Raw genomic sequence first — 12,669 nt, 5'->3', positions numbered from 1 at the left:
TTCATGTCCAACGCCGAACAGCAAGCCCCGGTCCAGCAAGACGAAAACCAGCTCATCGCCGAGCGTCGCGCCAAACTGGCCGAATGGCGCAAGACGGGTGCCGCCTTCCCGAACGACTTCCAGCGCGAAAACACTGCGCAGAAGCTGCATGATGGCTACGGCGAAAAATCTGCCGAAGAACTCGAAGGCATGCCGGTCGAAGTCAAGGTTGCCGGTCGCATGATGTTGAAGCGCGTCATGGGCAAGGCCTCGTTTGCCACGGTGCAGGACCTGTCCGGCCGCATCCAGCTCTATGTTGCGCGCGACAAGGTCGGTGAAGACGCCTATGCCGCCTTCAAGGGCTGGGACCTCGGCGACATCGTCGGTGTCGTAGGTACGCTGATGAAGACCAAGACCGGCGAACTATCGATCCAGGCCAGCGAGATCCGTCTGCTGACCAAGTCGCTGCGCCCGCTGCCGGACAAGTTCCACGGCCTGGCCGACCAGGAAATGAAGTATCGCCAGCGCTACGTCGACCTGATCATGAACGAGGAAACGCGCGCCACCTTCCGCGCCCGCTCCGACATCGTCGCCGCCATCCGCAATTACATGACCGGCCACGGCTTCATGGAAGTCGAAACGCCGATGATGCACCCGATCCCCGGCGGCGCCTCGGCCAAGCCCTTCGTGACGCACCACAACGCGCTCGACATGCAGCAGTTCCTGCGCATCGCGCCGGAGCTCTACCTCAAGCGCCTGGTCGTCGGCGGTTTCGAGAAGGTCTTCGAAATCAACCGCAACTTCCGTAACGAAGGTTTGAGCCCGCGCCACAACCCCGAATTCACGATGATGGAGTTCTACGAGGCGTATGCGAACTACCACACGCTGATGGATTTCACCGAAGGCCTGCTCCGCCACGCCGCACGCGAAGCGCTGGGCAAGGAAGTTTTCATCTATCAGGGCCGCGAACTCGACCTGTCCAAGCCTTTCCACCGCCTGACCATCAACCAGGCGATCCAGCGCGAACAGCCGGAATTCTCCGATGCCGAGCTGGCCGATCCGGAATTCCTCAAGGCCAAGATCAAGCACTTCGGCGAACCGGTCAAGGCTGGCGGCCTGGGCAGCCTGCAACTGCAACTGTTCGAAGCCTGCGCCGAAGCCAAGTGCTGGGAACCGACCTTCATCATCGACTACCCGGTGGAAGTTTCGCCGCTGGCCCGTGCTTCGGACAGCAATCCGGAGATTACCGAGCGCTTCGAGCTGTTCATCGTCGGTCGCGAGATTGCCAATGGGTTCTCCGAGTTGAATGACGCGGAAGATCAGGCGGCGCGCTTCCATGAGCAGATGAAGGCCAAGGATGCTGGCGATGAAGAGGCGATGTATTACGACGCCGATTTCATCCGCGCGCTGGAATACGGGCTGCCCCCGACCGGCGGCTGCGGCATCGGGATTGACCGGTTGATCATGCTGCTGACGGATGCTGCCGCGATTCGCGATGTGATTCTCTTCCCCTCCATGCGCCCCGAGTAAGCATGGCTGCGCTTGGTGATACCGCGTTGCACGGCACCTTGCATAGCGCTGCTATGCGGCGGCGTCGTGCGCCTTGTCTCACCTGCGCTCGCGCATGCTTGGGTGCTGTCGAGGTAAAAGGCTGATGTCTGTTCGTCAGCTGCAAATCGCCAACGACAGTGTGCAGGACCGGCTGGTTATGCGCATTGCGACGGATGACAACGAGGAAATCCGCGTTTTTCTGACGCGGCGTTTTCTGCGCGAAATCTGGCCGCATCTGAGCCGGATGCTGGCCAAGCAGCTGGCAAATCCCACGCCGCAGGCTGATGCTTCTTCCGAGCATGAACCGTCGAGTTTTGAGCAACCGTTCCGGGAAGACAATCCGGTCTTTCCGCTCGGCTCGAAGCCGCTGCTCGCCTCCGAAGCGACCTTCGAAGGTGGCGAGGATGGCCTGGGCCGGATGATCCTGCGCGAAGGTCGCGAGCGCTATTTCAGCCTCAACCTGAACGGCGAACTGTTGCAGGCCTTGTGCTCGATGCTGCGCGCCGCCAGCGAGCAGGCCAAGTGGGATCTCGGGCTCAGTTACGATGCCCCGGCCACGCTGACCACTCCCCCGGGCAAATCGCTGCTCCACTAGTGGACAAACTCCAGCCCGCCCGCCTCGAATTTGCGCCGGACGGCACGCCCTTCTCGGTCGCCTACGGCGATGTCTATCACTCGCCGCACGGCGGCCCGGCGCAAGCCCGCCACGTCTTTCTCGCCGGCAACGAGTTGCCCGCTCGCTGGCAGGGCCGCGACCGCTTCGTCATTCTCGAAACCGGCTTTGGTCTCGGCCTCAATTTCCTGACGACCTGGCAGGCCTGGCGGGACGACCCGCAACGCTGTCGCCGCCTGCATTTCGTTTCCTTCGAAAAACACCCGTTCACCGCCAGCGACCTGACCACCGCGCAACAGGCCTGGCCGGAGTTCGCCGCGCTCGCCACCGAATTGCAGGCCAACTGGCCGCTGCTGACGCCGGGCGTGCATCGTCTGCACCTGGACGGCGGCAATGTCATCCTGACCCTGTTCTTCGGCGATGCGACGCAACAGCTGCGTACAGTCAACGCCGCCGTCGATGCCTTTTTCCTCGACGGCTTCGCGCCGGCCAAGAACCCGGAGCTGTGGACGCCGCAACTGTGCAAGGCGCTCGCCCGGCTGTCGTCCGAAGGCACGACGCTGGCGACCTGGGCAGTCGCCGGCCCGGTGCGTCAGGCGCTGAAAGAAGCCGAATTCGAGCTGCAGAAGCGGCCCGGCTTTGCCGGCAAATGGCAGATGCTGACCGGCCGTTTCCGCTCGCGCCGGCCGAACCGTCACCAGCCACCGGCCGAGCGGCGCGCCATCGTGATCGGCGCCGGCATCGCCGGCAGCGCCACGGCTTACGCGCTGGCCGCCGCCGGCTGGCAGGTCACGGTTCTGGAACAGGCGGAAACGCCGGCCACCGGCGCTTCCAGCAATCTGGCCGGGATGCTGCGGCCGCTGCCCAGCGTGGACGACAACCGCATCTCGCGCCTGACCCGGGCCGGCTTCTTCGCCACCCGCGCCCGCCTCGCCGGCCTGCCTGAGGCGCGCTGGTCGCCCTGCGGCGTGCTGCACCTCGGACGCGATGCCGAGCACGCAGCACAGCAGCGCAAGGCGGTGGACAGTCTCGGCCTGCCGCCGGAACTGCTGCAATTCGTCGAGCCGGCAAAAGCCTCGGTTTTGGCCGGTCGACCGGTGGAGATCGGCGGCTGGTGGTTTCCGCAAGGCGGCTGGGTGCAGCCGCCCTCGGTCTGCCGCGCCGCACTGGCCGCCTTCCCGGCGCAGATTGATTTACGCTGCCGGACAACGGTCGACCGCCTGGAACGGGTCGAAAACGAGTGGCGCGCCCTCGATGCAACGGGCACCGTGCTCGCCGCGGCGCCGGTGCTGATCATGGCAAGCGGTGCCGCCGCCCCGCGTTTTGCCCAGTTTTCCTGGCTGCCGCAACAGCCGGCGCGCGGCCAGGTCAGTCATTTGCCGGCCGCCGCAACACCGCCGCTCGACATCGTCGTCTGCCGCCAGGGCGGCTACGCCATGCCCGCGGTCGACGGCCTGCGCCTGATCGGCGCCACCAGCCAGCTCGACGACGCCGACCCGGGCGAGCGCCTGAGCGACCATGTCGAGAATCTGGCCAAGCTCGAATTCAGCCTGCCCGGCTTCGGCGCCGGCATTGATCCCGCAACACTGCATGGCCGTGTCGGTTTCCGCCCGATGTCGCCGGATCGTCTGCCCATTGTCGGCCCGGTGCCCGAACCCGTTTTTGCCGGCGCACCGCGCCTGCACGCCCTGCCCCGCCAGCCCGGCCTGTGGTGCATGCAGGGCTTCGGTGCGCGCGGCATCGTCTGGTCCATGCTGATGGCCGACCTGTTGCTCAGCCAGCTCGAAGGCGAACCGCTGCCGCTCGAAAGCGACCTGGTCGACGCCATCGATCCTGGCCGTTTCCTGATGTCCTCGCCATCAGGAAGACAGCAAATCTGACAACTGATCATCGGCAATAAACCAACAGCCGAGTCGACGCACTTGTTGGTCATCGTTACCGATCTTGCAGCGCCCTACCAGCTCGGCGGGTTGCGGCCTGCCATGACGGACATTTCGGGCCGCCTGGCCGGATCAGTAGGCAGCATTGATGAATTGCTCCCGTGTTGTACGAATGAAATACCAGAGCAGATGGTTCTTGGTAGCAAATTTCAACTTCTCGCCAATCACTGAACGAAAAACCGCAGTATCGAAATTGGGAGGTAATCTGAACATAACTTCCTGACACGGGATTTTTCTGACCAGATCACGCAAATCCATGCCGGCCAGTTGCAAGTCTTCCAGGCGAATCACCGGGCGTTTTCGGTAATCACCAATTCCATTTCCCCAAGGGGGATCGAACCATACGGTATGGATATCATCCGGCAGGGAATGAAGCATGGCATCAGAAGTAACGTCGGCATTGCGTATATCGATTTGGTCGGCAACACCGTACAGACGAGCATTGTGTCTCGCCATGGCAACCCGCTCTTCATCAATTTCAATCGCTATTACTCGCTGCCCGGATCGCGCGAAAGCAATCGACATCGAACCGATTCCCGAACAAATATCAAGGGTTTTCTGCCCCCCGGCTCTTTTTGCCATTTCCAGGGCATAAGCCTCGGGAACCATCGTATAAAGACCACCTGCATCAACTTTTGCCTCGTCAAACTTAGCAAACAATTGATACCTCATGTTCCAAAAGGGCTGATATTGGGCCCCGAATGGACAAAGATCCTGAGGTAATTCACTCATCCTGAGAGACTCTCCTTGAGTAATCCTGGACAAAAATTCGGATTGTCCGACTTACACCGGAAAAAAGCGAGGCGTGGGTATAAAAGCGTTACCCAAGCGCATTACAGCAATTCCCCCCGCTGTGGTTTTGGGACATAAAACACACTAAACTCCTTGCTCCCGAAAAAAAACAAGCTGAGAGGAAATCCCGATGAAGATTGAAACCATTGCCGTCCATGGTGGCTATTCACCAGATCCGACCACCAAGGCGGTCGCCGTGCCGATCTACCAGACGACGTCCTACGCCTTCGACAGCACACAGCACGGTGCCGACCTGTTCGACCTCAAGGTCGCCGGCAACATCTACACGCGCATCATGAATCCGACCCAGGACGTCCTGGAAAAGCGCGTCGCCGAAATGGAAGGCGGCATTGCCGCGCTGGCCATGGCCTCGGGCATGGCCGCGATCACGGCCTCGATCATGACCATCGCCGAAGCCGGCGACAACATCGTCACCTCGAGCACGCTGTACGGCGGCACCTACAACCTGTTCGCCCACACCCTGCCGCAGTACGGCATCGAAGTGCGTTTCGCCGATTACCGCGATCCGGAAGCCTTCGAAAAGCTGATCGACGGCAAAACGAAAGCCGTGTTCTGCGAATCGGTTGGCAACCCGCTCGGCAACATCGTCGATTTCGAAAAGCTCGCCGAAGTCGCCCACAAGCATGGCGTGCCGGTCATCGTCGACAACACGGTGCCCTCGCCCTACCTGTGCCGCCCGTTCGAACATGGCGCCGACATCGTCGTGCATGCGCTGACCAAGTACCTTGGTGGCCATGGCAATTCGATCGGCGGCATCATCGTCGATAGCGGCAAGTTCCCGTGGGCTGAACACAAGACCAAGTTCAAGCGCCTCAACGAGCCGGACGTCTCCTACCACGGCGTCGTTTACACCGAAGCGCTCGGTGCCGCCGCCTACATCGGCCGCGCCCGCGTCGTGCCCTTGCGCAACATGGGCGCCGCGATCAGCCCGTTCAATGCCTTCCTGATCCTGCTGGGCATCGAAACCCTGGCCCTGCGCATGGACCGCATCTGCGAAAACTCGCTGAAGATCGCCAACTTCCTGAAAAACCACCCGAAGTGCAGCTGGGTCAATTACGCCGGCCTGCCCGACCACAAGGATCACGCCCTGGTCCAGAAGTACATGGGCGGTCGCGCTTCCGGCATCCTCAACTTCGGCGTCAAGGGTGGCCGCGAAGGCGGCGGCAAGTTCCAGGATGCATTGAAGCTGGTCACCCGCCTGGTCAATATCGGCGATTGCAAGACCCTGGCCTGCCACCCGGCTTCGACCACGCACCGCCAGCTGTCGCCGGAAGAACTGGCCAAGGCCGGCGTTTCCGAAGACATGATCCGTCTGTCGGTCGGTATCGAACATGTCGACGACCTGATCGCCGACCTGGATCAGGCATTGAACGCCGCCTGATCGAACCTGAACTTCAGGACAAGCCCGGCCGAGCGCCGGGCTTTTTTTATGCCAAGAGCAAAGCCGAAATTCAACATCGTTAAAGCAATTTATTTAAACAAAACAATAATTTACCAAGACAGTGCACGACCGGAAATAGCACACCAACTCTTGATCTGGATCATAAGGAAGCGCTTATCCGGAACACAGAATAGCCCCCACAAAGACGAACGCTCGTATGCGACGCCGACAAAATCATTAAACCAAGAAGGGGAGAAATCCATGCAGCAACCAATCAGCGAAACCAGGATCGTCATGTCCGACCCGACCGCCCTCGGCGTGTTCGGTCTTTCCATGGTCACCTTCGTCGCCGCTTCGGCCAAGATGGGCTGGACCAGCGGCGTCGCCTATCTGATCCCGTGGGCACTGTTCCTCGGTTCCATCGCCCAGATCTGGGCCTCGGCGGTCGACTTCAAGAAAAACAACTATTTCGGCGCCATCGTGCTCGGCGCCTACGGCCTGTTCTGGATTGCCGTCGCCATGCACTGGGCAATCAGCCTCGGCTGGCTGGGCGCCGTCGGCGACAAGGCCGATCCGAAGCAACTGGCTTTCGCCTGCATCGGCTATTTCATTTTCTCGCTGTTCATCATGGTTGCCGCCTTCGAAGCCAACAAGGTGTTTGCCGCCATCCTGGTGCTGATCAACATCCTGCTGCCGTCGCTGGCGCTGTCCATCCTCGGCATCAATCACGAAGTCTTCGGACCGCTCGCCGCCTGGTCGGAACTGGGCATTTCCCTGCTCGGCTTCTATGCCGCCGGCGCCAACTTCCTGAACAACTTCTTCGGGCGTACCGTGCTCTCGCTCGGCGCACCGTTCGGCTGGATCAAGAAGGGACCGCTCCCCGCCGCCAAGCCGCAAGTCGTCAAGGCAGCCGCCTGAAATACGCCAGGCCGTAAAACGAAGGCCGCCTCGAGGGCGGCCTTTTCGTTGGCGCTTGCCGGTCTTATTCGACTTCCTCGACCATCAGCCAGACCGCGCGGTTGTCGCGCGCCTCGCTGGTCGACAGGCTCATCGCCCCACCCTGGTTGCTGCTGGCCTGACTGCCGCCACCGCCCAATTCGATCCATTCGCCGAGTCGACCGCTGACCGTCGTCGACAGACGCTGCGTATTGATCGCACCGCGCCCGTAGGCATCCGTGCTGTCGGCCTGCTGGCTGATTTCCAGGCTGACGCGCTGGCCGTTCAGACGTGGCACGGCGTAGAAGCCGCGCCCGACATCGCGATAAACCACTGTTTCATTGACCAGCGCCCCGCCCGGCCCGACCATCACCTGCCGCATCGGGATCGGCAGTGAGCGCCCGATCTGGATGAAGGCACGCCCGCCCTCGACGGTTTGCACCATCTGCGCCGCACTCTCGCCGCGCACGCTCTTCGTGTCCCAGACCCGCGCCTCGGCCTGCGAGCGGCGCCCCGTACCCAGCGCCAGTTGCCCACTCGCCTCAACACCACGCGCGCTGTCTTCGCCCTGGCGATTCTGCGAAACACGAATGATCAGGCGCCGCGTCGGCGTATCAATGGCGGCCAGCACGCGCTTGATGTCGGCCCGATTTTTCGCCGAGCTGCGCAGGAAAAGCTGGTCGTTCAGGCCGGTCAGCGTGCCGCCCGGCTCCACCAGGGGCAACAGGGTCGGCAGAACTTCTTCAACCGTCTTGCTGCGCAGCTGGATGATTTCCATCTGCTGCGCCCAGAGCGGCGTACTGAAGAAAAGAACCAGCAACAGAAAAATACGCGCCATGAAAAAGCTCCTTTCCGGCCGGTCGACCGGTCAATCCATGCACAGGGCAACGCGATGGCAATTGGCCAGATCGGCCGCCACCAGCGCGACGATGCCGGGATCGGCCCGACCGAGGTCAGCCCTTTCCTGCAGCACGGCCATGATCTCGGCTGGCTGCATCGGCTTGCGGTAAGGCCGCTCCTGCGCCAGCGCCTGGAAGACGTCGGCCACATTGATGATGCGCGCCTCGAGCGGCAAGGCCTTGCCGCCGATGTGAAAGGGATAGCCGTGACCATCCGGTGTTTCGTGATGGAAAGCCGCCCACTGCGCGATTTCCTCGATTGCCGGCAAACGCTTCAGGACCTGCAGGGTGCCGTAGCTGTGGCTCTTCATGATGTCGAACTCATGCGGCGTCAGGGCATTCGGGCCTTCGATGATTTCGTCGGGAATCTGCAACTTGCCGATATCGTGCAGCAAGCCGGCGACCTCGATCTTCTCGCAGGTCACCGTATCCAGCCCGAGACGCTCGGCCAGATGGCGCGCCAGGCGGGAAACCCCGCGCGAATGGCGCTGCGTGTAGGGCGACTTGGCGTCGATGATGCGGGCGAAGATCTCGGCGCACTGCTTGAACTGCGCCCAGTTGATCACCTCCAGCTTGCCGTGCGTCTCCATCTCGCGCTGGTACTGTTGCACCCAGTCAGGCTGCAAGGCCAGCCAGAAGGCCTCGCCTTCCGAAAACTTCTCGAATGCCTCAACCAGCGCCGGCGAAAACAGGCAACCGCGCTCGGCGGCCAGACGCGAACGGATTTCGTCGGCATGCGACAGCACCGTCTGGTCGGCATGGTAAGGCGCCGCCAGGACATCGACCCGGTCGGCCAGATAGATCAGATTGGCAAAACGCGCCGTATCGCCAAGCTGCGTTTGCTGCGCCAGCCACTCCCAGCGGCTGTGGTGGTAACGGATGATCGGTGCCAGGTGCGCCAGCGGCGCAAAATCGGCAAGCAAGTCCTGGCCGGCGACACAATGCTCCTCGGCCCCCGACCATTCAAGATCGACCACCAGCCGGTGATGCACGCGTGTCGATGAAACACCGCAATCGTGCAACAGACCGGCATCGTAGAGCAGTTGCTGCTCGGCTTCGGGCCAGCCCATGAAGATGGCCAGTTCGCGCGCCAGCATGCCAACCCGGCGGCCGTGCAGGACATCGTCCACACCGACCAGATCGACGGTGTGCGCGATGGTGATGACCAGTTGCCGCAGGTCGATGGCAAGGTCGGCGGGTTGCGTCGGCTGTAGCATGATTCAGCTCACCAGATGCGGCAGGGTCAGGTATTCGCGCGAATGCATTTCGGTCAGACGGCTGACCGTGCGGAAAAACTCGCTGGACTGCGTTCCTTCGGTGTACAGCGCTTCCGGCGCGCAGTCGGCGGTGGCGATCAGTTTGACGCGATGGTCGTAGAAGACATCGACCAGCCAGGTGAAACGGCGGGCTTCGGAAGCCTGGTGCTGGGTCATTTTCGGAATGTGCGAGAGCAGCACCGTGTGGTAGCCGCGGGCAATTTCCAGATAATCGTTCTGCGAGCGCGGTCCACCGCACAGGGTACGGAAATCGAACCAGATCACGCCATGGCCGCGCCGAACGGTATCCACCTGACGACCAAGCACCTCGATATGACCACCCTTCTTGCCCTCCTCACCGGCCACCATGCGGAAATAGTCGAGCATTTTCTTCTCGGCAGCGGCGTCGACCGGATGGTGGTAAATCTCGACCTGCTCCAGGGCGCGCAGGCGGTAATCGACCCCGGCATCGACCTCGAAGACATCAAGATGCTTCTGCAGCAACGCGATGGTCGGCAGGAAGCTTTCACGATGCAGGCCGTTCGGATAGAGCTTCTCCGGCGGGTAGTTCGAGGTCATGACGATGATCACGCCATTGGCGAACAGGCCGTCCATCAGGCGACCGAGAATCATCGCATCGGCGATATCGGAGACGTGGAATTCGTCGAAACAGAGCAGGCGCACTTCGCGCGCGATCTGCTCGGCCAGGCGCAGCATCGGATCGGGCTCGCCCTTGTATTTTTCCAGGTCGCGATGGATCTGCTGCATGAAGGCGTGAAAGTGGATGCGTTTCTTGCGGCGGTAAGGCACCGAGTCGTAGAAGCAATCCATCAGGAAGCTCTTCCCGCGCCCGACACCGCCCCAAAAATACACGCCCTTGGGCGGCTTCGGCGGATTGAGCAGGCGTTTCAGCGTGCTGCCGCGATTGACCTTGAACGACAGCAGGTTGGCGTACAGTTCCTGCAAGGCCGTCGCTGCACGCATCTGGGCTTCGTCGGCAACATAACCGCGCTCGACAAGCAGTGCATCGTAAGCGTCAAGCATGCCGGTGGCGGGGACATTCAGTTTCTTGTGGGGCATCGTCGGCTATCGTTGTTCTCAGGTACGCTATTTTCGCAAATATTGGCGGAGTTCTGCAGGGCAATCCTGCTTTACCGGAAGGTCAGGCAAATTTTCCAGCAGAGACCGACATCCGCCTGTCATCGACACGTCATCGTAATCGGCTTGAATTAAGGCTTCGCATCTTTCCGAAAAATCGATCATGGAACTCCTCGTCACCCTGGCGGTTTTCTATCACCTGGTCGCCCTGTTCGCATCGCTCACCGGCGTCTTCCTGGCACTGTGCCGTCTGCGCGGGGTTGCAACGGAACGGCGGCTGATCCGGCCGCTGATCCTGAACGGCGAACTCCATCTCTGGCTTTCCGGCCTGCTGATTATCGCCTTCGGCGTCGCGCTCAAGGGTATGCCCTATTTCGACAATCCCAAGCTGTGGACAAAAGTGATCCTGATCACGCTGTGGAGCCTGAATTCCTGGCTGCTCCGCCATTACAGCTACAGCGGCCTGGACCAGCGGCGCCTGGCGATGTTCGCCATCTCGCTCGGTTCGTTGATTTACGGCAGCTTCCTTGGCGTCGCCAAACCGCTGGCTTACGGGGTCGCACCGTTCTGGAGCTTGCTTGTCGGCTATGTCGCCTGTCTCCTGCTGACCGGTCTAGTCCTGCAAGGATCGCGCCGCTGGCTGGCCCCCCCGGCCATCGCCTGAATCCAAAAAAAACGGCTGCGTTTCCGCAGCCGCCTTTAATTGCCGGAAAAACCGGATTAGAAGTGCAGCGAGCGCTTGTCGCAGGCCAGCGCGGCTTCGTGCACGATTTCCGACAGGGTCGGGTGAGCGTGGCAGATGCGGCCGAGGTCTTCGGAAGCGCCGGCGAATTCCATGGTGACGACGGCTTCGGCGATCAGCTCGGAAGCGTTGTTGCCGATGATGTGTACGCCGAGGATACGGTCGGTCTTGGCATCAGCCAGAACCTTGACGAAGCCGCTGGCATCACCGTGACCCAGCGCACGACCGCTGGCCATGAACGGCACCTTGCCCGGCTTGTAGGCAATGCCTTCGGCCTTGAGCTGCTGCTCGTTCTTGCCGACCCAGGCGATTTCCGGATGGGTGTAGACGACGCCCGGAATGGTGTTGAAGTCGCAATGACCGGACTGACCGGAGATCAGCTCGGCAACCATGACGCCTTCTTCGGAAGCCTTGTGGGCCAGCATCGGACCACGCACGACGTCGCCGACCGCCCAGACGTTCGGCAGGTTGGTCTTGCAGTGACCGTCGACATCAACCTGACCGCGATCATTGATCTTCAGGCCGACGGCTTCGCCGTTCAGACCGTCGGTGTTCGGGATGCGACCGACCGAAACGATCAGCTTGTCGCATTCGAGCTTCTTGGCGCCATCCTTGTCTTCGTAGTCGACCGTAACGCCCTTCTTGGCGACGGAGACCTTGTTGATCTTGATGCCGGTGGAGATCTTCAGGCCCTGCTTGGTGAACAGCTTGAGGGCTTCCTTGGCGATGTCCTGGTCAGCAAACGGCATGAAGTCCGGGGCTGCTTCGAGCACGGTGACGTCCGTACCCAGGCGACGCCAGACCGAACCCATTTCGAGGCCGATGACGCCGGCACCGATCACACCGAGACGCTTCGGGGCAGCGTCGAAATCGAGGGCGCCGACGTTGTCGCAGATGACCTTGTTGTCAACCGGAATACCGTCGAGGTGACGCGGCTTGGAGCCGGTCGCGATGATGACATGCTTGGCCAGCACTTCTTCTTCGCCAACCTTGACCTTGTACAGGTCGCCTTCCTTGCCGGCGAAGCTGCCGTGGCCGTTCAGGCTGGTGACCTTGTTCTTCTTGAACAGGCCCTTGATCCCACCGGTCAACTGCGTGACGATGGTGTTTTTGCGGCCGACCATGGTCGGCACGTCAATCGCCACGCCCTTGGCGGAAATGCCGTGCATGGCGAAGGAGTGATTGGCTTCTTCGAACAGTTCGGAAGAACGCAGCAGGGCCTTGGACGGGATGCAGCCCACGTTCAGGCAGGTGCCACCGAGACGCGGTTCGCCCTTGGGGTCGGCATAGGCATTGGATTCGGCGCAAGCCGTATTGAAACCGAGCTGGGCGGCGCGAATGGCAGCCACATAACCGCCAGGACCACCACCGATGACGAGTACGTCGAATTGCTTGGACATGTAAAACTCCAATTAGGATCGAGATATTAGGATCGAGGATCGAGTGAAAACCCGGGGGGCT

At 61.4% G+C, this 12,669-nt stretch carries 11 protein-coding genes; 6 read left to right on the top strand and 5 right to left on the bottom strand.

Going from position 1 to position 12,669, the window contains the following annotated elements:
• Positions 1-3 precede the first annotated feature (3 nt).
• The 3 genes from lysS (at position 4) to mnmC (ending at position 4,023) form a co-directional block, all read left to right on the top strand.
• Entirely contained in the window at positions 4-1,509 is a 1,506-nt protein-coding gene (gene lysS / locus KI612_RS07875; protein WP_226443261.1) for a lysine--tRNA ligase, read from the top strand.
• Positions 1,510-1,633: 124 nt separating this feature from the next.
• Entirely contained in the window at positions 1,634-2,125 is a 492-nt protein-coding gene (locus KI612_RS07870; RefSeq protein ID WP_226443260.1) for a hypothetical protein, read from the top strand.
• Entirely contained in the window at positions 2,125-4,023 is a 1,899-nt protein-coding gene (gene mnmC / locus KI612_RS07865; RefSeq protein WP_226443259.1) for a bifunctional tRNA (5-methylaminomethyl-2-thiouridine)(34)-methyltransferase MnmD/FAD-dependent 5-carboxymethylaminomethyl-2-thiouridine(34) oxidoreductase MnmC, read from the top strand. Before KI612_RS07870 ends, mnmC begins: the two co-directional genes overlap by 1 nt.
• A 132-nt stretch (positions 4,024-4,155) precedes the next feature.
• Here mnmC and KI612_RS07860 read toward each other — a convergent pair whose 3' ends face one another.
• Positions 4,156-4,815, bottom strand: a complete 660-nt coding sequence (locus tag KI612_RS07860; protein WP_226443258.1) for a trimethylguanosine synthase — start codon at positions 4,813-4,815, stop codon at positions 4,156-4,158.
• A 190-nt stretch (positions 4,816-5,005) separates the two neighbouring features.
• Here KI612_RS07860 and KI612_RS07855 point away from each other — a divergent pair, with 190 nt between their 5' ends.
• Positions 5,006-6,277: an O-acetylhomoserine aminocarboxypropyltransferase/cysteine synthase family protein gene (locus KI612_RS07855; RefSeq protein ID WP_226443257.1), complete on the top strand. Its 1,272-nt coding sequence runs from the start codon at positions 5,006-5,008 to the stop codon at positions 6,275-6,277.
• Positions 6,278-6,538: 261 nt separating this feature from the next.
• Positions 6,539-7,195 carry an acetate uptake transporter gene (locus KI612_RS07850; protein ID WP_226443256.1) on the top strand — a complete coding sequence of 219 codons (657 nt, stop codon included), beginning with the start codon at positions 6,539-6,541 and terminating at the stop codon, positions 7,193-7,195.
• Positions 7,196-7,259: 64 nt separating this feature from the next.
• Here KI612_RS07850 and KI612_RS07845 read toward each other — a convergent pair whose 3' ends face one another.
• From KI612_RS07845 to zapE, 3 genes are read right to left on the bottom strand one after another with little or no spacing between them, the layout of a single operon-like run.
• Positions 7,260-8,051 carry a type II and III secretion system protein gene (locus KI612_RS07845; protein WP_226443255.1) on the bottom strand — a complete coding sequence of 264 codons (792 nt, stop codon included), beginning with the start codon at positions 8,049-8,051 and terminating at the stop codon, positions 7,260-7,262.
• A 30-nt stretch (positions 8,052-8,081) separates the two neighbouring features.
• The gene (locus tag KI612_RS07840; RefSeq protein ID WP_226443254.1) at positions 8,082-9,329 is read right to left on the bottom strand and encodes an HD domain-containing phosphohydrolase; all 1,248 of its coding nucleotides are present in this window, start codon (positions 9,327-9,329) and stop codon (positions 8,082-8,084) included.
• Positions 9,330-9,332: 3 nt separating this feature from the next.
• Entirely contained in the window at positions 9,333-10,448 is a 1,116-nt protein-coding gene (gene zapE / locus KI612_RS07835; RefSeq protein ID WP_226443253.1) for a cell division protein ZapE, read from the bottom strand.
• Between the two features lie 181 nt (positions 10,449-10,629).
• Between zapE and KI612_RS07830 the strand changes: the two genes are divergently transcribed.
• On the top strand, positions 10,630-11,130 hold the full coding sequence (locus KI612_RS07830; protein ID WP_226443252.1) for a hypothetical protein: 501 nt from the start codon (positions 10,630-10,632) through the stop codon (positions 11,128-11,130).
• A gap of 56 nt (positions 11,131-11,186) precedes the next feature.
• Here the strand turns inward: KI612_RS07830 and lpdA are convergent, their stop codons facing one another.
• Complete coding sequence (lpdA, locus tag KI612_RS07825) at positions 11,187-12,608, bottom strand: dihydrolipoyl dehydrogenase (RefSeq protein ID WP_226443251.1); 1,422 nt, start codon at positions 12,606-12,608, stop codon at positions 11,187-11,189.
• Positions 12,609-12,669 lie beyond the last annotated feature (61 nt).

The organism is Quatrionicoccus australiensis (assembly GCF_020510525.1).
Classification (GTDB): domain Bacteria; phylum Pseudomonadota; class Gammaproteobacteria; order Burkholderiales; family Rhodocyclaceae; genus Azonexus; species Azonexus australiensis_B.
This window is presented reverse-complemented; position numbering and strand designations above follow the sequence as displayed.